Genomic DNA, 22,800 nt, shown 5'->3' with positions numbered 1-22,800 from the left:
AGCGTTAACGACTTAGCTTCTGTTTCACCATAAATATTTATTGGATGTAGTAACAGCGATAGCCCCGCTCGCAATTACTTGATCAACTTGTTCGCTAGTTTCAATTAAACCACCTGCAATAACAGGGATATGCAGTTTTTGCGTCATTTTTTGTACTTGTTCGGGAATAATCCCTGGTAAAAGTTCAATACAATCAGGTTGTACTTTTTGAATCAAGGCTACTCCTTTGTTGTAAGCACTTGAATCAATCATGAAAAGGCGTTGAATTGCTAGCATTTTGTGTTGTTTTGCTTTCATAATAGCATTTCCTCTAGTAGAGATAATTCCATCAGGACAAATTTCTTTGCACAAAAAGTCGATTGCGTAATCATCGTTTTTCAAGCCATTCACTAAATCGGCGTGTAGTAAAACTTTTTTCCCGCTAGCTTGCGCGTATTTGACTAATGATTTTAGCTGAGCAACATGCGTTTCGAGCATCACCATATAAGTCAAATCAAGCTCTAAAATTTTCTCCATATCCTTTTGGTTATGTGCAGCTGGGATGATTGATTGACCGGAAAATGGTAACTCCAAGCTTTCTCCTCCTCTTTTACATGACACGTTTAAACATTTTTTCTAGTTCATAGGTCGAATATTGAATGATTACTGGACGGCCATGAGGACAAGTGAATGGATCACTTGCTTCTCTAAGCGTGTCGAGTAATGCTTCCATATCTTGCGTTGTTAAATAATGATTTGCTTTAATTGATTTTTTACAGCTCATCATAATTGCCGTATCTTCTCTTAGTTTATGAATACTAATACTTGGTGCGGATAATGCTTCGTCGATAATTTCGCGGAGCATCTCTTCTTCTTGATCTTTCGGAAACCAAGTTGGGTGCGCACGAATGATAAAGCTATTTTGTCCGAAGTTTTCTAGGAATACACCTACTTCTTCTAGTTTAGCTTTTTGTTCTTCTAAGCGAACATATTCATCTGCCGGGAACTCGAGCACTATTGGTACTAGTAGTTCTTGCAATTCTCGGCTAACTTCGCCGATTTTTTCACGATAGAATTCGTACTTAATTCGTTCTTGTGCCGCATGTTGATCAATGATATATAAACCATTTTCATTCTGAGCAAAAATATACGTAGCGTGCATTTGACCGATTGGGTACATTTTTGGAATGCGCTCTTTCGGTTGTTCTGCGTGCTCAGTTTGAGGCACTGGTTCATAAGACGGCATCGTTTCTAAAATAAAGTCGTCTTCCCGTGGAGCATCCTCATCGGAAGGAATATATTCAGGAATAGTCGGTTTGGAAAAAAGAGTCGGTATTTCTTTTGGTTGTTTATTCTCTTCAAACGACATTTGAATTTGCTCGGACTTTTGAACTTCTTTTTGCTTTTTAGAAATTTCACCATCTGGAATTAGTTGTAACTTATGAAAGGCAGCTTTAATCATTTGACTAATAAGCTGGCCAAGCTCTTTTTCTTTACTCAAACGGACTTCTAATTTTGCAGGGTGAACATTAACATCTACAATAATCGGGTCCATTTCGATTTGTAAAACGATAATTGGAAAGCGACCAATCGGTAAAAGCGTGTGGTAACCTTCTTGAATAGCTTTTACTAATGCAAAATTTTTAATAAAACGGCCGTTGATAATCGTTGAAATATAATTACGATTGGAACGATTCACTTCTGGTAACACGGCATACCCAGAAATTTTAAAATCGAGTGACTCCGCTTTGACTGGTATCGATTTTTTTGCAATCGAAACGCCATAAATTGCCGCAATCACTTGACGCAAATCTCCATTGCCATTAGTTTGTAGTAATGGTTTTCCGTTGTGTGAAAAGCGGAAACTAATATCCGGATGCGCTAAAGCTAGACGATTAAGAATATCGGTAATGTTACCTAGTTCCGTTGGTAAGCTTTTTAAATATTTGAGGCGGGCTGGGGTATTAAAGAATAACTGGGATACTTCGATTTGTGTCCCTTTTCTAGCATGCCCACTTTTTTGTTCGATGATTTTCCCACCCTCTAAAGAAATCATGGTTCCTTTAGTTTCTCCGGTAGAAGTTTCTAGCGACAAATGGGAAACAGAGGCGATACTCGGAAGTGCCTCACCGCGGAATCCTAAAGTATGCACGCGAAATAGATCTGCTTCGTTTTTAATTTTACTTGTGGCGTGGCGTAAAAATGCGGTAGCAACGTCTTCTTCTTCAATGCCACTGCCGTTATCAATAATCGTAATTTTATTTAATCCCGCTTCTTCCACCAAAATATCGATGACCGTGCTTCCCGCATCAATGGCGTTTTCTACCAATTCTTTCACGACAGAAGCAGGACGTTCGACTACTTCTCCGGCAGCTATTTTATTGGATAAAGCATCCGTTAATTCGACAATATGTTTAGCCATTTAAAAACCCGCCTTTCTATTTTAATGGACTTTACTTTGAAGTTCGTATAGTTTGTTCATTGCATCCATTGGTGTCATTTGCATAATGTTCATAGAAGCAATTTCTTTTAGAAGTTTTGTTTCTTTAGACGATACTTTTTTCTCTGGCTCCACAGGGAACATCGATAATTGCACTTCCTCATGAACTTCTTCTAGTTGTTTATCATTTGTGATAATTATTTTCTTATCAGCACTTTCAAGCTGTTCTAAAATACGGCTTGCTCGTTCGATTAGTGATTTTGGTAGTTCCGCTAACTCAGCAACATGAATACCGTAACTTTTATCTGCGGGACCTTCTTTAATTTTATGAAGGAACACTACTTTACCATTTTCTTCAACGGCGCTAACGTGAATATTTTGCAGACCTCTTAGCTCTTTCTCGAGATCTGTTAATTCATGATAATGTGTGGAGAAAAGTGTTTTAGCATGGACGTTCTCATGGATGTATTCGATAATCGCTTGAGCAAGTGCCATCCCATCATAAGTAGCTGTACCACGACCAATTTCATCAAATAAAATTAAACTGTCTTTTGTCGCATGGACGATGGCATTTCTCGCTTCCAACATCTCGACCATGAATGTACTTTGGCCGGCGATTAAATCATCCGCTGCACCAATTCGAGTGAAAATCTGGTCAAAAACTGGCAATATCGCTTCCTCAGCAGGAACAAAGCAACCAACTTGCGCACAAATTGCTGTTAAAGCTACTTGGCGCATATACGTACTTTTACCTGACATATTGGGACCAGTTATAAGTAAGATTTCACGATTTTCATCTAGATCACAATCATTTGCTACATAACTTTGCGCACCCATTACTTTTTCTACAACTGGATGGCGACCTTGTTTAACGTGCAAAGAACCGTCTTCGCTTAGTGTTGGGCGAATGAAATGGTTTTTCTCGCTAATATCGGCGAAACTTTGCAGACAATCAATTTCACTTACAGACTTCGCTAATTTTTGCAGACGTTCTATGTAGTCTTTTACCATCTCGCGCACTTCTGTAAATAATTGGTATTCTAACTCCATGCTTTTTTCTTCCGCATCTAAAATGAGTTTTTCTTTCTCTTTTAGTTCTGGTGTAATGTAACGTTCGGCATTTGTTAGGGTCTGCTTACGCTCATAGCGGCCTTCTGGGAGCAAATGCGTGTTTGCTCGGGTAACTTCAATATAATAACCAAATACGCGGTTAAAGCCTACCTTCATCGTTTTAATGCCTGTTAGTTCACGTTCTTTCCGTTCTAATTCAGCAATCCACGTTTTTCCGTTACGACTTGCATCGCGGTACGTATCTAATTGGCTGTTGTAACCGTCTTTAATAATCCCGCCTTCACGAATCGAAATGGGTGCAGAATCCATAATTGCGTCTTCCAGCTTTTCCGTTAATTCTTCACATGGGTCTAATTGGTTCGCCAGTTCTGTAAGACTCTCACTATTCATCGATAATAACGTTGCGCGAATACGTGGGATTTGGTATAGCGAGTTACGCAGTTGAACTAAATCGCGCGCATTGACATTTCCGTATGCAACTCGTCCAGCAAGACGTTCTAAGTCATACACGTTTTTCAAGTTTTCTACTAGCTCTAAGCGTTCGAAAAAGTGAGCCATTAGTTCACTAACATCATTTTGGCGTTCGATAATTTTTTTGCGGTCTATTAGTGGACGGTCAATCCATTGTTTGAGCATTCTCCCGCCCATAGCTGTTTGCGTATTATCTAAAAGCCAAAGCAGCGTGCCTTGTCGTCCTTTGCCACGAATAGATTCCGCTAATTCTAAGTTGCGTTTGGAATAATAGTCCATTTTCATGTAATTGCTCGTTTCATAATGAACCGCTTGTTGCAAATGACCTAAATCCCGCTTTTGTGTTTCTTTTAAGTAATGTAGTAATTTGCCGATAGCTCGTTTTTCTGATAATGACATATGGCGCGTTACTAATTTTTCATTTTCGGCTGGAATCGTATCTTCTTCGTGCACCGAAAGAGTTAAGCCTAGTTGCTCCTTCATAACAGCTGAAAGTACTTCTTTTTCTGAGGATGAAACGATTAATTCTCTCGTTGAAAGTGTCGTTAATTCATTAATCAGACGATCTTCGCTAGCTTCAATAACGGTTGATTTTAGTTCACCTGTCGATAAATCGGAATAAGCAAAACCGTACTCTTTGCCTTCGTAGCAATAAAGCGACGCAATATAGTTGTTTTCTTTCGCTTTCAAGCCGCGCTCATCCATAACCGTACCTGGCGAAATTAATTGCACTACTTCTCGTTTAACCATACCTTTTGTCGTTTTAGGATCCTCGACTTGTTCACAAATAGCTACTTTGTATCCTTTTTCGATTAACGTATCAATATAACCGCTCGCCGAATGATATGGAACTCCGCACATCGGGATTTTCTCCTTTGTTCCACCTTCACGACCAGTTAACGTAATTTCTAAAATTTGAGAAGCATTAAGCGCATCCTCAAAAAACATTTCATAAAAATCTCCTAAACGGAAAAATAAGAAAGCATCTTGATATTTGTCTTTGATCTCCAAGTATTGCTTAATCATTGGTGTATATTCTGTCATTATCTCATCATCCCTTACTTCTTTTTCATCCTCTCATTATAGCATAAACTTTCATTCTCCCGCGACCACAAAAGAAAAAAACTGCCAGTGTTTTGGCAGTTTTAAAAGGTCAATTTTCTTTTTCAAGCTCGGTTGTTACTTTTGTTGTAATCTCCGTTGTAATTGACTGCAAAAGATCATTGGCATCTTCTTGAGCGCGTCTGAATTCTGTTACAATCGGGAGTGAGTCAATGTCTGCACGAACGTTATCAATTTGGTTCTCGGTTTGTTTCATGGCTTCGAGTTTTTGATAATGTTCTAAGTTGACTGCTTCTTTTTGAAGTAACTTTATTTTAGAAACTTTCGCTGATACTTTGGAATTAGCATTTATTCTTTCCTCGGCAATCCGGTAAAAAGATACTTCTTCCGTTTGTTGCAGTGCATCACGAAGTTCTGTTGCTTTTTTCATAATTTCTTCTTTTGAAACCGTCACAATTTCATCTCCATTCTTAATCAAAGGAAAATGGGTGGTCTTCGTTGATGAGAATTCGGTCAATTTTTTGTGCTTTTCCAGTATTTTCGTCAAGCGTGATCAAACAACCAGACAAGACTGCACGACCTGTTTTAGGAACTTCGAATCTTGTTGGTAGAGCTGTTTTAAAACGACGAATAACAGCTTCCTTTTCCATTCCAAGGATAGCATCGTACGGTCCAGTCATACCAGTATCCGTCAAATAAGCTGTTCCTTCTGGAAGGATGCGGTTATCAGACGTTTGCACGTGGGTATGCGTACCAACCACAGCAGTCACCCGACCATCTAAATACCACCCCATTGCTTCTTTTTCACTTGTTGTTTCGGCATGAAAGTCCACAAAAATAATGTTAGTACGTTTTTTTGCTTCTTCAATCAACGCGTCCATTTTACGGAACGGATCGTCTAAATCTGCTAAGAAAGTTCGACCTTGCATATTAATGACAGCAATCTCATGTTGATTACTTTTCACAAAAACCATCCCTGTTCCAGGTGTCGTATCATCTGGGAAATTGGCAGGACGCACTAAATATTTAGCATCCTCGATAAATTCAAAAATATCACGATTGTCCCATGTGTGATTCCCAAGCGTTACTGCATTAGCACCAAGTTCTAGGAAATCTTTATAAATCTTCTCTGTGATTCCACGGCCACTTGCTGCGTTTTCACCGTTAATCACCGTGATTGTTGGTTTATATTTTTTCTTTAATTGTGGTAAATATTCTGTAATGGCATCGCGGCCGATGGAGCCGACAACATCACCGATAAATAGTATTTTCATTTTGTTATTCTCCGTTTCTATTACTTCTACGTTCTAATAATGCGACATCCCGAAAAACGCCATTCATTTCACCTAATTTTTCATGAATGCATAATGTTCGGAAGCCATATGTATGGTGAAGCGCAATACTAGCTTTATTCTCTGGAAAAATTAAGGATTGCAATGTCCAGAAGCCATTTTGCTCACTTGTCTGGATAATTTCATGCATCAGTGCTTTTCCAACGCCTTTTCCACGAGCGCTTTTTGCTATATAAATGCTTAACTCGGCTACTCCGCGATAAGCATACATACTTGAAAATGGTAGTAATGCTGCCCAGCCAATCACTTGGTCGTTCATCAGTACAACTAATCGACAACTTTTTAAGTACTTTTCATCCCATGCTTCTAACGTAAGTGTTTTTTCTTGAAAAGTAGCGTTCCCTGTATCAATGCCTTCTTGATGAACCGCAGCAACTCCAGGATAGTGTTCTTCTAGCATCGGCAAAATTTTCCACTCACTCAAAAACTCCGCCTCCCTTTTTCGTTTATCTTTTGATTATACCGTTCTTACTCAAGCTAGGCAACCGATTAAAAAAAGATACACCGCAAAATAAATTTGCGATGTATCTTTTAATTATTATTTAGCGTATTCAACTGCTCTTGTTTCACGAATTACAGTCACTTTGATGTGACCCGGGTAATCTAATTCCTCTTCAATTCGTTTTCTTATGTCACGAGCTAGGCGGTAAGACGAAAGATCATCAATTGTATCTGGTTCAACGATGATACGTACTTCACGTCCTGCTTGGATTGCATAAGATTTTTCTACACCATCGTAAGACTCAGAAATTTCTTCTAATTTTTCTAAACGACGAATGTAATTTTCAAGCGTTTCACTACGAGCTCCTGGTCTTGCAGCAGAAAGTGCATCCGCCGCTGCAACCAATACTGCGATAACAGAAGTCGCTTCTGTATCTCCGTGATGGGAAGCAATACTATTGATTACCACATCATTTTCTTTGTATTTGGTAGCAAGTTCCACGCCAATTTCAACGTGACTTCCTTCAATTTCATGGTCAATTGCTTTCCCAATATCATGAAGTAGTCCGGCCCGTTTAGCAAGCGTAACGTCTTCGCCAAGCTCTCCTGCAAGAATTCCTGCAAGTTTCGAAACTTCGAGTGAGTGGTTAAGAACGTTTTGTCCATAACTAGTACGGTAACGCAAGCGGCCAAGAATTTTTATCAAATCAGGATGGATGGAATGAATTCCAACTTCAAATGTTGCTTGTTCCCCGACTTCGCGAATGTGTTCGTCCACCTCTTTACGGGCTTTGTCCACCATTTCTTCAATTCGAGCTGGATGGATTCTTCCATCTTGAACAAGTTTTTCTAAGGCGATTCTAGCGATTTCACGTCGAATTGGATCAAATCCGGAAAGTATAACTGCTTCCGGCGTATCATCAATTATCAAATCAATCCCTGTTAGTGTCTCAAGCGTACGGATATTACGTCCTTCACGTCCGATAATCCGTCCTTTCATCTCATCATTTGGTAAGGTAACAACAGATACCGTTGTTTCTGCCACATGATCAGCTGCACAACGCTGGATAGCTAGTGAGAGAATATTCTTTGCTTTTTTATCCGACTCTTCCTTGGCCCGGTTTTCTGATTCTTTGACCATGATAGCTGTATCATGTGTTAATTCCTCTTCTACCTGGTTAAGGATGATAGATTTCGCTTCTTCTTTGCTGAGCGCAGAAATTCTTTCGAGTTCTGTCTGCTCCGCTTGAATCATCTCAGCTAGTTTGCTTTCTTTCTCTTCAATTTGTTGTTGACGTTTACTGATACTCTCCTCTTTTCTTTCAAGTGTAGCTTCTCGTTTACTTAAAGAAGTATCTTTACGGTCGAGGTTTTCCTCCCTTTGCAATAAGCGATTTTCTGCTTTCTGTGTCTCTGTTCTTCGCCCACGAAGTTCATTTTCGATTTCAGTACGTAACCTATGATTCTCTTCCTTCGCTTCAAGCAATGCTTCTTTTTTTGTAGTTTCTGCTTCTTTCTTTGCATCTTCTACAATTAATTCAGCAGTCCCCCTTGCAGCAGCCAGTTTTTTCTCTGTACTAGATTTAAAAATTAGAGAACCAACAACTAGACCGACGATTAAGAAAAGCAAACTGGAGATGATCGTGATTGCGATTGTCATCCTTACACCTCCTTTGCTATTCAATTTTCGTTATTGTTATGTCGGTGGCCAGAATTCTGGCACATGCGTATTTTTCATCAACAACCGAGTGCTAATCTCCCCATTCAGTTGAAGCCGATTTTCAAAGGAAAAACTTCCCCCTTGTCTCCCAGCAATATAAAATATACAACTTAATTTTATAGGTCAAAGCATACAATGTCAAGGAAAGGAATGAAATGTCACACTATTTTCCTTAGTTTTTTTAAAATAACAAAAAATACGCGACAGGAAGTAAATTCCCATCACGTATTTAGCAATTATTTATTCATCATCTAGTAAGCTTAAAGTTTCTTCATTTTCGTCAAGAGGTTCTTTGTTGCCGTCAATTTCATACTCTTCACGAACGCGTTTAGAAATCTCGTCACGAATATCAGTGTGTTCTTTCAGATATTGTTTTGCATTCTCACGGCCTTGACCGATGCGTTCTTCTTTATAAGAATACCATGAACCACTCTTATTGATTACATCCACTTCAGCGGCCATATCAACAAGCTCACCTTCACGCGAAATACCTTCACCATACATAATATCTACTTCAGCAATACGGAATGGTGGTGCTACTTTATTTTTTACGACTTTGATTTTTGTTTTGTTACCCATTACATCTGTACCTTGTTTCAGTTGTTCAGCACGTCTTACTTCTAAACGAACAGTCGAATAGAATTTAAGCGCACGTCCACCTGGTGTGATTTCAGGGTTACCGAACATAACACCAACTTTTTCACGAATTTGGTTAATGAATATAGCAATGGTTTTTGATTTATTAATAACACCAGAAAGTTTACGTAATGCTTGAGACATTAAACGAGCTTGCAAACCAACGTGCGCATCGCCCATCTCACCTTCGATTTCAGCACGTGGTACAAGTGCTGCAACAGAGTCAATTACTAGCATATCAACTGCGCCACTTCTAACTAAAGCTTCTGCAATCTCTAAAGCTTGTTCCCCTGTATCTGGTTGAGATAATAGTAATTCATCAATATTTACGCCTAGGTTTTTAGCATAAGCAGGATCTAACGCGTGTTCTGCATCGATAAATGCTGCTGTTCCGCCTTGCGCTTGTACTTCTGCAATAGCGTGAAGTGCAACCGTTGTTTTACCAGAACTCTCTGGTCCGTATACTTCAATAATACGTCCACGAGGGTATCCGCCAACTCCTAATGCAATATCTAATGCTAATGAACCACTAGAAATAGTAGATATATTTTGATCTGAATGTTCCCCTAATTTCATAATGGAACCTTTACCGAATTGTTTTTCAATTTGTTTTAAAGCTTGGTCTAATGCCGCTTGACGATCATTCACAATGTTGCCTCCTTCATAAATATCCTAATAGCTGTTTTTCTACTTCTTCTCTCTCAAAAAACAGTCAGAATGTTTTTCCTAGAATTACTATAACGCATTTTAGAGTGAGAAGCAAGCAAAAAGCGAACATTTATTCGTATTTTTTATTTTGTGTAAGCACCGGCTGCTTTCTTTCCCATTATAACGGGATTTTCAGCGTTCGTCTAATACTTTTTTATTGCTTATTTTTGATTTTTTTAGGCTGTTTTTTCATTTTCTACTAGAGAAAATTACTTCTTTGCATCTAAAAATTGCTTAATCAGCTGAAATCCTTGCATCACTGCACGGCGACGATTATGGTTTCTATCTCTTCCATACACAAATTGATAAGCTTCTGTTTCGCGACCTTTCACACTTAATCCAATCCATATAGTCCCTGCTGGATGTCCTTCTAAACTATCCGGCCCCGCAACTCCTGTGAAACTAACACCGATATCCGTATTACAAAGTCGACTTACATTTTCAGCCATTTCTTTTGCGCATTCCTCGCTTACAACGCCTTTTTCTTTTATTACTTGGTGTGAAACTTCTAAAATAGATTGTTTCGCTTCCTCGCTGTAAGTTACCATTCCACCTTTGAAAATTTTAGAAATGCCGGGGAAACGGGCAATTTCGGCTTGGAATAAGCCAGCAGTAAAACTTTCTGCTGCAGAAATTGTGAGTTCTTTCTCTAGTAGCATCGCCGTCACTAATTCAGATAAAGAAACTTCTCCGTAACCATATAAAAAAGTGCCATCACGACGAAGTATTTCTTGTTCGGTATCCCGAACGAGTGCGCTAGCTTCTTCTTGCGTTTTAGCGGTTGCCGTAATTCGCACAACCACTTCATTGTCGCCAGCATAAGTCGCGATCGTTGGATTGACTTGTGTAATAATTAAATCATTTAAATCAGCCGCTAATTGTGATTCTCCAATACCAAAAAAGCGCAAAATTTTGGATTCTAAAATATTTTGATCACCACTTTCGCTTAAAAGAAGTGGATTCGCATAGCTCGTAAACATTGGCTTCATTTCAGATGGAGGTCCTGGAAGTAGTACATATGTATGCTTGTTGTCTTTCAAGTACATCCCAGCCGCAAAACCATAGTCATTATTTAAAACAATGGAATCTTCAATAATAACAGCTTGCAACTTATTATTTTCCGTCATCGGTTTGTTTCTGGAAGCGAAGTACTCGGTAATTTTCTGCATGTGGTATTCGTCTTCTACTAATTGTTTTTGTAAATGGGCTGCTAAAATTTGTTTCGTAATATCGTCTTCTGTTGGTCCAAGTCCACCTGTGAAAATTAAAATATCACTGCGTTTTTCAGCAATCTCAATTACTTCTTTTAAACGGGCTGGATTATCTCCAACGACCGTGTGATGGTATACATATATCCCGTCAGCCGCTAATTCTTGTGAAATAAATGCCGCATTAGAATTCACAATTTGTCCGAGTAATAACTCTGTTCCTACTGCAATAATCTCTGCACTTGCCATTATGTTTCATCCCCATTTCATTTTTTGTATAGAAAAAAAGCACACAATGGTATGCTTTTTTTATTTATTACATAGAACCTTTGAATACGCCACGGTTTTTGTAGAAATAGTCGATTCCTGACCATACGGCAAAGAATGCACATACATATAAGAAAACTAAATCTACACGAATACCTGTCCAAGCAAATGGGAAATTGTTTAGTAACATTAGCGGGATAGCAATCATCTGTGTGAATGTTTTAATTTTCCCAAGTTGACCAGCTGCAAGCACTTCGCCGCCTTCAACTAGTAGTAAACGAAGACCGGTAACAGCTAGCTCACGGCTAATGATTAAAATAACTACCCAAGACGGCGCGATATGCATTTCTACAAGAATAATAAATGCTGCCGCTACGAGTAATTTATCTGCCATTGGATCCGCAAACTTCCCGAAGTTGGTAATTAAGTTATACTTACGTGCTAAATGTCCATCAAACCAGTCTGTAAGGGCTGCTACGACGAAAATAATCGTTGCCACTAAACTTGTAACTGGAATAGTCGAATCAAGCCAAGTAACACTTCCCCAGTCAAATGGTACTACACAAAGAATGACAAAAATGGGTATCATAAAAATGCGAATAACCGTCAATTTATTTGGTAAATTCATCTTTTTCTCTCCTTTTTTACATTTAAAAAGTATGTAATTATAAAAAATGTTGGCGAAATCTAATGAGCAGATTTCGCCATATAAAACAAATTATTCAGCATCTGAGCTAGTATCGCTCGCTTCTAAGTTAATTGTTAAGACTTGTTTAACAAGATCCGGTGCTAGTTCCAGCTGTTTGTCATTGATTTTAACGGTAGTAACAGGAGAGTTTCCGATAACGATAGAAACTGTCTTGTTGTCGCCTAAATCAATTTCAGTAGATGGATTTTGTGTGGATAATGTTATATTTTGGATTGTGCTGCCATTCGCATCGGAAACGCCAATCCATGAATCACCTGTAGCGCTAAGTGATAAATTCATTTTATCGGTATTTTTCACTGTGTACGTAGTGGCATTACCCGATGTTTCTCCTTTAGTCACTTCCACTTCTTTGGATGTATCTTCTGTTTTTTCAGTTGATTTATCTTCGTCAGATGTCGTATCTTTTTTCTCTGTATCTTTACTTGTGTCCTCATTTTTTGTAGAATCTTCTACTTTTACTGTAGGATTGCTTGTGTCTGTTTTTACTTTTTCTGTGGAATTATCTTGTTTATTAAGCAAGAAGAACCAAACGATGAAAAGAATAAAAACGATAAATAAAGCGATGAGGATTTTTGGTAAAATATCAAAGAAACGATTACGAGCGTTACTCTGATTACCCACAGCTTGTGCAGGAATTGGATTTCTTTTACTTTGAACGCGTGTTGGCTCGTTATTTACTACTTCTTGTTGCGGTGTTTCAGGAACTTCGCTTTCAAACTCGTCAAAAAGCGTTGTGCTATCTAGCCCAACTGCCTCTGCATATTGTTTAATAAATGCCCTCGCATAAAATTTTCCAGGCATTACCGCATAATTTCCTTCTTCAATCGCTACTAAATAACGTTTTTGAATTTTCGTTATTTGTTGCAAGTCATCTAAACTGAGTCCTTTTTCACGTCTAGCTTGTTTCAGTTTATCACCGAGTTCTGTCAAAATTAAACACCTACCATTACTAATTTCAAATTTCCATTTTTTTGCTAAAAATTACATAAGCCAACCGCCATTTAAGCGCAAAACTTCTCCAGTGATATAGCTTGCTTTTTTACTTGTTAAAAATTCTACTGTTTCTGCAATTTCTTCGGGTTTTGCAAAACGTTTTAAAGGGATTTCTTGCCGCAACATTTCCTTCTCATCGTCTGCAAATTGATCCATCATTTTTGTTTCTACAACTCCTGGTGTCACCGCATTAACGGTTATTCCAGACAGTCCTACTTCTTGGCTTAGCGCACGGCAAAAGGCTATTTGTGCACCTTTTACAGTGGAGTACGCTACTTCCATCGACGCACCAACTTCTCCCCATATTGAACTAATGAAAATAATTCTTCCTTGGCTACTTTTCATTAGCTTTGGCATAAAAGTACGGATTAATCTCATCGGCATGAACATATGAACATTCCATAGTTCAGCTATAATTGTATCTGTAGTATCCTGGAATAAACTATAGTGAGCCTGCCCCGCTGTATGAATAAAAGCATCTACTTGAAAAACTTGCTTTTCCAGTTCTGCTAAACTTGCTAAATCATCAAAATCAGCTTGAATAAGCATAACATCTACTTCTTCTGCTTCTAATTGTGGCAATAATGTTTCTACTGCTTGTTTATTTTGATAATAGTGAAGATACAAGTTCCAGCCAGCTTTCGCAAGGGATAAACAAATTGCTTGTCCAATCTCTCCGCTAGCACCAGTTACAAAAGCATATTTTATCTCTTTATCCAAAAAAAGGCAACCCTTTCCAGTCTATTTCTTTTATGATAGCATGACTCAGGAATTTATGCCATTTTTTATACTAAAAAAAGACATAAATTTGTTTATTGCTCTGGAAGTAATTGGAAACTCGTTGTCCGCTCTTCTTGGTCCAAGTTTTTAACGAAATGATTTACTTCTTCTAAAGTCACTTTTTCCATTAAAGGTAAAATATCAAATAACGAAGCTGATTTCATAACGTATTGGCTAAATTGGTTCGCAATAAACTCAGGTGAATTCAATGAACGTAAAAATTGACCGATACGTTTGCGTTTAACGAGCGCTAAATCAGTTTCACTTAAACCATTTTTAGCTGCTGCTTGAATAGCTTCTTTAATTTTGGCTGTTTGTTTGTCCGGGTCTTTTGCGTCGCCGCCAACTAGCACGAATGAAAAGCTATCTTGAAGTGTGTAATCATAGCCAAATGTGTCATCAATGATTCCTTCGTTATATAACTTCAAGTAGGTGTCAGAAGTTGTGCCAAATAGCATTTCCAAGGCAACATCACCGATAATTTCTTGTTTTAATGCCGCTTGTCCTTCCATGGAACCGATATCTTCTTTAATCCCCACTAAATTTTTAGCGATTTGAACCGGGAAATGGATTTTGCGTTCTTTTACAGCAACTGTTTTCGGTTCTTCCGGGAAATGACGTTTGATTGGTGCAGCTTCAGCAAATTCTTTTTTCGCTTGGTTAGAACGAATTTGGTCCATCATTTGTTCAGGTTCTAAGTTACCTACAACGAAAAGTACCATGTTGCTCGGGTGATAGAACGTGTTATAACAAAGGTAAAGTAAATCTTTGTTAATTTCCGCGATGGATTCAACTGTTCCAGCGATGTCGATTTTTACTGGGTGATTATGATACATGTTTTCAATTACGCCAAAATATGCGCGAAAATCTGGATCATCATCATACATTCTGATTTCTTGGCCGATAATGCCTTTTTCTTTTTCGACTGTTTCTTCAGTGAAATACGGATCTTGTACGAAATCAATTAGCGTCTCTAAGTTTTCTTCTACGCGAGAAGTACTTGAGAAAAGATACGCTGTTTTGGTAAAAGAGGTGAACGCATTCGTGAATGCACCTTTTTCGCCAAATTTGAAGAATACATCGCCGTCTTCTTTTTCAAACATTTTATGCTCTAAGAAATGGGCAATGCCGTCTGGAACTTTCGTAAATTCGGTTTCGCCAATTGGGACGAAATTATTATCGATTGCCCCGTAGTTTGTTGTGAATACAGCATAAGTCTTACTAAATCCTTGTTTTGGAAGAAGATACACTTGTAAGCCATTTGCCATTTTTTTATGAAAGACTGCTTCTTTTACTTGCTCAAATGTGATTTTTTCCATGAAGTTCTTCTCCTCCCTTGCTCAAGAAATAAATAGTATCTGGTTTAATTTTATTGATGGCAGCAACTACTTCTTCTTTCGTTGCTTGTTTGATTTTTGCAATCCAATTTTCTAGGTCTAAATTAGCTTCGCGTAAAACATTGTTATACACGAGTTCAATTAGGCCTTGTGCTTGGTCATTTGTTTCAAGCAATTGGTTAATAAGCATTTCTTTTGTTTGGTTTAATTCATCTTCTGTAAAATCGCCTTGTTTCATTGCAACGACTTGTTCTTCAATAATTGACAATGCTTGCTCATAGTTCACTTCATCGATTCCAGCTGAAATAATCATGTAGCCTTTGAAAGAATCAATTCGGCTAGAAGCGTAATAAGCTAGACTTGCTTTTTCACGCACATTGATGAAGATTTTGGAGTTCGCAAATCCGCCAAGCAAACCGTTCGCAAGTTGAAGTGCCACGAAATCATCGTCTCCAAATAATGTTTCAGTTTGATAACCAAGTACAAGTTTCCCTTGGTTAATTGCTTGTTGCTCGTGAATCACGCGCACTTCTTTCGGCGCTTCTTTTGTATAAAAAACACCTTTTCGTTCCGCACGCGGCGCAAAAGCCATTTTTCCGATAAGCGGCATGACTTCTTCTGTTGTTACATCTCCGCAAATAAATATTTCGACTGTATCTTCTGCGATAAATTGCAGATAGTAATCGTACAAATCTTTCGCTGTGATAGCGTCAATATCTTCTAAGATACCAGCTGAACCAAAGCGAAACGCATCGTCTTGGAACATTTCTTCTATTAATCGTTTGGAAGCGAAACGAATTTTATCATCGTAAATGCCTTCTAAACTACTTTTTAAATTCTCTTTTTCACGAGCAAGTGTTTCTTCATTGAAAGCACCATTTGCAACGTTTGGGTGGAATAATGCTTGTTCTATAAATGAAAACGCATCTTTTAAAATATGATTTCCATCGGATACATATTGTCCATCAATCATATCAAAAATTACAGTTAATACATGTTCATTGCCTTTTTTGGCAGTAGTCGTATAAAAATTAGCACCATAAAGATTCGCTAACTGTTTTCTAAAATCCGTTTGAGTTGGATATTTTTCACTATTTGTTTCTAATAATATCGAAAGTAAAGCCCGTTTAGTTACTGTTTCTCTTTCTAATGGAGCGCGAAATTTAAAAACAATTTTATTGGATTTATATTTTTGGGTTGGAACAATTGTCAGGGCAACTGGGCCAACTTTTTCTTGAAATATTTTGTCTGTCATTATAATGCTCCTTTCAAGCAATGATCTCACTTTCCTATTGTATCGTAAGTTGTTGTGACACACAATTTTCTAGCATAAAAAAACAGCCTAGAATTTAATCTAGGCTGTTCACTCGTATTATTTACCTTTAATGTAGTTCACACCGTCTGCTTTTGGCGCTTCGGATTTACCGATAAAGCCAACAAGCGCAAGGATTGTTAATACATAAGGCGCAATTTGTAAGTAAACGTCTGGAATGTCTTTGAAGAATGGTAGTGATCCACCGGTAATTGCCAAACATTGCGCAAAACCGAAGAAGATTGCTGCTCCCATAGCTCCAAGCGGGTTCCATTTACCAAAAATCATCGCTGCAAGGGCCATATAACCTTGACCGGAAATAGTTGCATGTCCGAAATCAAGTGTAAAGGATTGGGCGTAAACCGCGCCACCTAGGCCACCAAGAATACCAGAAATGATAACACCTTGGTATCTCATCCAACGAACTTTGATTCCCATTGTGTCGGCTGCAAGAGGATGTTCCCCTACAGAACGAAGACGAAGGCCAAAGCGTGTTTTGTAAATAATAAACCAAGATGCGATAGCGAAAATAATCGCCACATAACTCATTACCGGAATGTTTTTGAAGAAAATATCACCAATGACTGGAATATCACTCAAAACAGGAATATCCGGTTTACCAAAATAGTACTTAATTTGATCTGTTTGGCCTTTATCATAAATTACTTTTACAAGGAATAAAGATAGACCAGTTGCTAAAAAGTTAATCGCTACACCACTGATTACGTGGTCAGCGCGGAAATTAATAGTTGCAACAGCGTGTACAAGAGAGAATAATCCCCCAACGACCATCGCTGCGATAAGTGATATCCAAGGAGTTAAATTGCCAAAAGTATCTTGGAAAGTAAGGTTGAAGACGATAGCCGAGAATGCTCCCATTACCATCATACCCTCTAGTCCAATATTAACCACACCGCCTCGTTCTGAATAAACGCCCCCGAGAGCAGTAAAAATTAGTGGGCCTGCCATAAGCAGTGTACTAGAAACAATTGTCGCTAAAATGGCTGTCATTCTGCTTTCGCCCCCTTCTTAAATTTTGCCATCGCCCAGCGGATAATGTAGCTGGATGCCACAAAGAAGATAATCAGAGCGATAATTACATTGACTAATTCGTTTGGAACGCCCGCAACTGCTGGCATGTTTAGTGCTCCGACTTTTAGAGCGCCGAACAAGATGGCAGAGAAAACAATCCCAATTGGAGAACTTCCTCCGAGTAATGCAACGGCAATACCGTCAAAACCAATTCCTGGAGAAGAAGTTAATACATAAGCTGTTCCGTATGTTCCAAGACCTTCCATTACGCCACCAAGACCAGCAAGCGCTCCGGCAATAACCATGGAAAAGATAATTGTTTTCTTAACACTCATTCCGGCATATTGCGATGCATTTTCGTTAAACCCAACTGCTTCGATTTCGTAACCAAAAGTAGTTTTGTTTAACATTAACCAAATAATAAGTGCAAAACCTAGGGCTATCAATATTCCCCAATGTAGCGATGAATAATCTGTAAGTGATTGTAATAATTCAGATTGTAAAGACGCAGACGCATGAATTTCTTGCGTTTTATCCAAACCATCTGTAAGTAAATTTTGTACGACATAGTTGAAAATATAAAGTGCTGTATAGTTAAGCATGATTGTTACGATAACTTCATTTACGCGTAAAGTTGCTTTTAAAATACCTGGAATGAATGCCCAAATCGCACCGAAAACCATACCAGTGATAATCGCAAGTGGTAAATGAATCCATTTTGCTAAACCATCAAAGTTTACTGCGATGATGATTGAACCTAACCAGCCCATAAGCATTTGACCTTCTGCACCGATATTGAAAAGACCGGCTTTAAATGCAACCGCGACAGATAGACCAACTAAAATGTATGGTGTAGCTTGGCGAATTGTTTCACCGATGTAGAAAGGTTCTCCGATAACGCCTTCTACAAGTGCTGAATAACCTGCAATTGGGTCATATCCAAAAATAAGCATGATAATCGCACCGCAGATAAGTCCAAGGATAACGGCTGTAACTGGGATAACTAATGCTTGTAGTCGTTTAGACATGCTCTTTCTCCCCCATTTCCGCTTCCTGTTTGGATGAACCAGCCATCATTAGGCCAAGTTCTTGCTCCGTTGTTTCTTTCGGATCAACAATAGCAACGATTTTCCCTTCGTAAATAACCGCAATACGGTCACTTACATTCATAATTTCATCTAATTCAAACGACATAAGTAATACTGCTTTCCCTTTATCTCGTTGTTCAATCAAGCGTCTATGAATGAATTCAATTGCACCAACATCTAGTCCCCGTGTCGGTTGAGCCGCAATTAAGAAATCTGGATTACGATTTATCTCCCTTGCAATAATCGCTTTTTGTTGGTTACCACCAGAAAGTGATTTTGCTGCTACATATTCGCTACTTGCACGAACATCGTATTCTTCAATTAGTTCACGCGCAAAGTCGTACATTGCTTTATGATTTAAGAACCCTTTACTAGAAATAGGTTTTTTATAGTATGTTTGCAGAGCAATGTTCTCTCCAAGCGACATTTCGAGTACTAAACCATGTTTGTGACGATCTTCTGGAATATGTCCTAAACCAGCTTCCGTAATTTTACGTGGTTTTTTGTTTTCGATATGTTCGCCATTTAGAAGAATGCTACCACTAGTTACTTTAGAAAGACCAGCAATCGCAGAAATAAGTTCACTTTGACCATTACCATCGACCCCAGCTATTCCGACGATTTCGCCAGCTCTGACAGTCAAATTAAGTCCACGAACACTTTCAACGCCGCGACTTTCTTTCACAACTAAATCTTTTACTTCTAAAACGTCTTTACCAGGAGTTGCATCTATTTTCTCGGTTGTAAAGACAACTTCACGGCCAACCATTAAATTAGCCAAATCTTGTGGTGTAGTTTCTGGAACGTTTACTGTACCCATGCCTTTACCACGACGGATAACAGTTACGCGGTCACAAACGTCCATGATTTCTTTTAGTTTATGTGTGATTAAAATAATCGATTTGCCTTCCTTGATTAGAGAACGCATAATTTGGATTAGTTCTTTGATTTCTTGGGGTGTTAAAACAGCTGTCGGCTCATCAAAAATGAGGATGTCCGCGCCACGATAAAGTGTTTTTAGAATTTCTACACGTTGTTGCATACCGATAGAAATATCACGCACAACCGCATTTGGATCCACTCGCAAGCCGTAACGATCAGAAATTTCTTTAATTTCTTCAATCGCTTTTTTCTTTTCGATAACACCTAGTTTGCTTGGCTCTTTACCAAGGATGATGTTTTCTGCAACCGTGAATTTATCCACTAACATGAAATGCTGATGGACCATACCGATTCCAAGCTCATTTGCTTTGTTCGGGCTGTTAATATTTTCTTTCGTACCACGAACACGAATTTCTCCACCATCTGGTTCATATAGACCAAACAAGACATTCATTAGCGTAGATTTCCCTGCGCCATTCTCACCTAACAAAGCATGAATTTCTCCCTGCTTTAACTGTAAGGTAATGTTATCATTTGCTACAAATCCAGAGAATTCCTTCCTGATTCCTAACATTTCAATAACAAAGTCCACTTCTTCACTCCCCTTGTCGTCTGGTTCAAACTGGAAAAACAGCCACACGCGCGATTCTCTCGAAGGACGCCGCCTCTCCCCGTACTTCCTCCCGAAGAAGGTTCCGAGTTTTTTATCCGTTTGTTGTTCAATGACTTCCTCGCTTCAATGCTTTGGTATGTTGTAAAAACACGTTTTATTATACCATCTATGTACGAAAGCTTGCCTTGCATTTTTAAGCGATTAAAAAAGCCATCTCCTTATTTTATTTCTAAATGGCATTCATTGCAATCATAAATTCCAATATACCGATTATTTTCTTTTAGTAAAAGGGTTTACCTATCAAATTAAAACGCTTACAAATTAATTTTTTATGAAAGTCGACACGTTGCATGCCGACTTTCATAAAAGGTTTTACTTCGTTCGTATTACTCAGTTTTTATAACTATAAAATCAAGGTTTTTCTGGAACTTTAATGTCCCCATCAACGATTTTTTGTTTGTATTCTTCTACTTTAGCTAAAACGTCTTTTGAAATATTATCTTGATGTTCAGAAAGCCCTACAGCATCTTTATCAAGACCATATTCAATTTTAGTTCCGCCTGGGAAATCTCCAGCTTTAGCACGAGTTGCAAGGTCATCAACAGCGATATCAACGCGTTTGATTTCAGATGTAAGTGTTACATTGTAATCTTTGCCATCGTTTGCTGTAACTTTTCCTTCGTCCCATTGGTCACGGTCAACACCGATTACCCAAACAGCACGGCTAGGATCTTTTTTCTTCAAGTTTTTAGCTTCTGCAAAGACACCGTTACCAGTACCACCAGCAGCATGGAAAATTACGTCAACTCCACTTGAATACATGGAAGAAGCGATTTGTTGTCCTTTGTCTGCTTTAGCGAAATCGTTTGCATATTGCACATCAATTTGTGCGTTCGGATTAACAGCTTTTACACCAGCAGTGAAACCAGCTTCAAAACGGTCGATAACAGTTCCTTTTACCCCACCAACAAATCCAACTTTATTTGTTTTTGTTGTTAAGCCGGCTACAACTCCAACAAGGTAAGAACCATCGTTATCTTTAAATCCAATACTTACTACATTATCACGGTCATCAATTGTGTCATCAACAATAGCGAATTGATTTTTAGGTTTTTGTTTAGAAACTTCTTCAATTGCATCTTTCAGTTTGTAACCAATTCCATAAATTAAATCATAGTCGCTACGAACAGCAGTGTTTAAGTTTGTTTTGTAGTCTGCTTCAGAAGCTGATTGCAAGTAGTTGTAACCATCAGTACCTTTTTCCATGTCGTTAGCTTTACCAAATTTTTGTAAGCCTTCCCATGCAGATTGGTTAAACGAACGGTCATCAACACCACCAGTATCTGTAACCATTGCTACTGTAAAATCTTTACTGCTCTTATCACTGCTACTTTTTTTATCGTCGCTGCTCGAACCACAAGCACCTAGGATAACGCCAGAAGCAATAATCATTGATAGTGCTAAAGCAAATGTACGCTTTTTCACCTTAAAACCCCTCCCGAGAGATATAATGTTAGTTAGAGCTATCTGTCAAAACAAACATTCAGGCGCGTATTAGAAAATTATGTATGGTCCCTTTTTCGGAAAACGCACAAAAACATTTAACGTCTTCTCCAACTGTTCTTAATATAACATGGAAAATAAAATAAATAAATAACCAACTTCATAAATTTTTAATGCAAATGAATTCAGAAAATTTAATTCTATCGGAATCATTCGCTTTTTCGCCAATCCCTAGACACAAGCGCGTTAACGTGAAAAAGCAAACAATCAAATTTAGTTGCAATCCCCTTTTATTCCCTTCATAATAAAAATCAATAATGAAAGGCGGGATGAAAATGACAAAAATAGGATTTATCGGTTTTGGAAGTATGGCATCGTTAATTGCGACTAAAGTAATAGAAACTGAGATTGCAACTCCTGAAGAAATCATCCTTTATTCCAATTCCCAAAATGAGCATTTTAAACAATTTTATGATACATATCCGACGGCGGAATTAGCTAGTAACGAAGCGGAAGTTTTTACAAAAGCGGCGCATAGTTTTATTTGTACATTGCCACTTGCTGTTTTACCACTTATAAAAGATTGTTCGGCGGTACTTACAGCGCAACGTCATGTCATTTCTATTGCGGCTGGCGTCAGTACTTCTGATATTTTAGCACTTTCGCCCACATTACAAATTAGTAAACTGATTCCTTCTATCACGTCGACTGTTGGCGTCGGGACAACGTTGATTGCGCATGCTGATACGGTTGATGCCAAGAATAGTACTTGGTTGGAAACGGCCTTTGAGCATTTTGGACATGTGATGACGATTCGCGAAGAAAATATGGATGTTGCAAGTGATTTAACTAGCTCCTCGCCTGGTATTATCGCAGCGATTTTTGAACAATTTGTGGAAGCCGCTCTTAGAAGGTCTTCTTTATCAGATGCTGAGGTTTTCCAAATGATTAATTTTGCTTTGGCGGGAACTTCCAAGTTGTTAGTTGAGGAAGATTACACGTTTAGCGGCTTGATTGAACGCGTTGCAACAAAAGGTGGTAGCACAGCGGAAGGCGTGGAGCTGAGCCAAACTGAGTTGCCAAATTTTTTTGATGAACTGCTTGACCGAACACAATCAAAATATGCTGCTAGCGAAAAACAAATTCAAGCTCAAAAAAAGGATTTACTTTCCTAAAAAAGGTTGCGACTTTTCGTC

19 protein-coding genes are annotated in these 22,800 nt (G+C 38.4%); 1 reads left to right on the top strand and 18 read right to left on the bottom strand.

The window, feature by feature from the left end; translation table 11 throughout:
• Window positions 1–24 precede the first annotated feature (24 nt).
• The 18 genes from HCB49_RS05580 to HCB49_RS05495 all read right to left on the bottom strand — a co-directional run bounded on the left by HCB49_RS05580 (window position 25) and on the right by HCB49_RS05495 (window position 21,586).
• Complete coding sequence (locus HCB49_RS05580) at window positions 25–573, bottom strand: glycerol-3-phosphate responsive antiterminator (protein WP_185391336.1); 549 nt, start codon at window positions 571–573, stop codon at window positions 25–27.
• A 16-nt stretch (window positions 574–589) separates the two neighbouring features.
• Window positions 590–2,401, bottom strand: coding sequence for a DNA mismatch repair endonuclease MutL (mutL, locus tag HCB49_RS05575; protein ID WP_185604325.1), 1,812 nt, complete (start codon window positions 2,399–2,401; stop codon window positions 590–592).
• Window positions 2,402–2,422: 21 nt separating this feature from the next.
• A complete protein-coding gene (mutS, locus tag HCB49_RS05570; protein ID WP_185604324.1) occupies window positions 2,423–5,005 on the bottom strand; it encodes a DNA mismatch repair protein MutS in 2,583 nt (860 codons plus the stop codon).
• 109 nt (window positions 5,006–5,114) lie between these two features.
• Entirely contained in the window at window positions 5,115–5,477 is a 363-nt protein-coding gene (locus HCB49_RS05565) for a YlbF/YmcA family competence regulator (protein WP_008947779.1), read from the bottom strand.
• Window positions 5,478–5,493: 16 nt separating this feature from the next.
• A complete protein-coding gene (locus HCB49_RS05560; RefSeq protein ID WP_185398637.1) occupies window positions 5,494–6,297 on the bottom strand; it encodes a TIGR00282 family metallophosphoesterase in 804 nt (267 codons plus the stop codon).
• A 4-nt stretch (window positions 6,298–6,301) separates the two neighbouring features.
• Window positions 6,302–6,799 carry a GNAT family N-acetyltransferase gene (locus tag HCB49_RS05555; RefSeq protein WP_185506821.1) on the bottom strand — a complete coding sequence of 166 codons (498 nt, stop codon included), beginning with the start codon at window positions 6,797–6,799 and terminating at the stop codon, window positions 6,302–6,304.
• A gap of 114 nt (window positions 6,800–6,913) precedes the next feature.
• Window positions 6,914–8,476, bottom strand: a complete 1,563-nt coding sequence (rny, locus tag HCB49_RS05550; RefSeq protein WP_003721904.1) for a ribonuclease Y — start codon at window positions 8,474–8,476, stop codon at window positions 6,914–6,916.
• 300 nt (window positions 8,477–8,776) lie between these two features.
• Window positions 8,777–9,820, bottom strand: a complete 1,044-nt coding sequence (gene recA / locus HCB49_RS05545) for a recombinase RecA (protein WP_008947774.1) — start codon at window positions 9,818–9,820, stop codon at window positions 8,777–8,779.
• A 269-nt stretch (window positions 9,821–10,089) separates the two neighbouring features.
• Window positions 10,090–11,337 carry a competence/damage-inducible protein A gene (locus HCB49_RS05540; RefSeq protein WP_185604323.1) on the bottom strand — a complete coding sequence of 416 codons (1,248 nt, stop codon included), beginning with the start codon at window positions 11,335–11,337 and terminating at the stop codon, window positions 10,090–10,092.
• A gap of 67 nt (window positions 11,338–11,404) precedes the next feature.
• Window positions 11,405–11,983: a CDP-diacylglycerol--glycerol-3-phosphate 3-phosphatidyltransferase gene (gene pgsA, locus HCB49_RS05535; protein ID WP_008947772.1), complete on the bottom strand. Its 579-nt coding sequence runs from the start codon at window positions 11,981–11,983 to the stop codon at window positions 11,405–11,407.
• Window positions 11,984–12,073: 90 nt separating this feature from the next.
• Complete coding sequence (locus HCB49_RS05530) at window positions 12,074–12,994, bottom strand: helix-turn-helix domain-containing protein (RefSeq protein WP_185604322.1); 921 nt, start codon at window positions 12,992–12,994, stop codon at window positions 12,074–12,076.
• A 51-nt stretch (window positions 12,995–13,045) separates the two neighbouring features.
• Window positions 13,046–13,777, bottom strand: a complete 732-nt coding sequence (gene ymfI / locus HCB49_RS05525) for an elongation factor P 5-aminopentanone reductase (protein WP_185604321.1) — start codon at window positions 13,775–13,777, stop codon at window positions 13,046–13,048.
• A 92-nt stretch (window positions 13,778–13,869) separates the two neighbouring features.
• The gene (gene yfmH, locus HCB49_RS05520) at window positions 13,870–15,156 is read right to left on the bottom strand and encodes an EF-P 5-aminopentanol modification-associated protein YfmH (RefSeq protein ID WP_185604320.1); all 1,287 of its coding nucleotides are present in this window, start codon (window positions 15,154–15,156) and stop codon (window positions 13,870–13,872) included.
• Window positions 15,137–16,429, bottom strand: coding sequence for an EF-P 5-aminopentanol modification-associated protein YfmF (gene yfmF / locus HCB49_RS05515; RefSeq protein WP_185604319.1), 1,293 nt, complete (start codon window positions 16,427–16,429; stop codon window positions 15,137–15,139). Before yfmF ends, yfmH begins: the two co-directional genes overlap by 20 nt.
• Before the next feature lie 117 nt (window positions 16,430–16,546).
• Window positions 16,547–17,497 (bottom strand): ABC transporter permease, encoded by a 951-nt coding sequence (locus HCB49_RS05510; protein WP_185479936.1) that lies wholly within the window; start codon window positions 17,495–17,497, stop codon window positions 16,547–16,549.
• Complete coding sequence (locus HCB49_RS05505) at window positions 17,494–18,546, bottom strand: ABC transporter permease (protein ID WP_185479937.1); 1,053 nt, start codon at window positions 18,544–18,546, stop codon at window positions 17,494–17,496. The genes HCB49_RS05510 and HCB49_RS05505 overlap by 4 nt, the downstream gene beginning before the upstream one ends.
• Window positions 18,539–20,080 (bottom strand): ABC transporter ATP-binding protein, encoded by a 1,542-nt coding sequence (locus HCB49_RS05500; RefSeq protein WP_008947766.1) that lies wholly within the window; start codon window positions 20,078–20,080, stop codon window positions 18,539–18,541. Before HCB49_RS05500 ends, HCB49_RS05505 begins: the two co-directional genes overlap by 8 nt.
• A gap of 432 nt (window positions 20,081–20,512) precedes the next feature.
• Entirely contained in the window at window positions 20,513–21,586 is a 1,074-nt protein-coding gene (locus HCB49_RS05495) for a BMP family lipoprotein (RefSeq protein ID WP_185391325.1), read from the bottom strand.
• 353 nt (window positions 21,587–21,939) lie between these two features.
• On the opposite strand from HCB49_RS05495, the gene proG reads away from it, so the two are divergent.
• Window positions 21,940–22,779, top strand: coding sequence for a pyrroline-5-carboxylate reductase ProG (gene proG, locus HCB49_RS05490; RefSeq protein ID WP_185604318.1), 840 nt, complete (start codon window positions 21,940–21,942; stop codon window positions 22,777–22,779).
• Window positions 22,780–22,800: the final 21 nt, after the last annotated feature.

Origin of the sequence: Listeria cossartiae subsp. cayugensis, from assembly GCF_014229095.1 — a bacterium.
Taxonomy (GTDB): domain Bacteria; phylum Bacillota; class Bacilli; order Lactobacillales; family Listeriaceae; genus Listeria; species Listeria cayugensis.
This window is presented reverse-complemented; position numbering and strand designations above follow the sequence as displayed.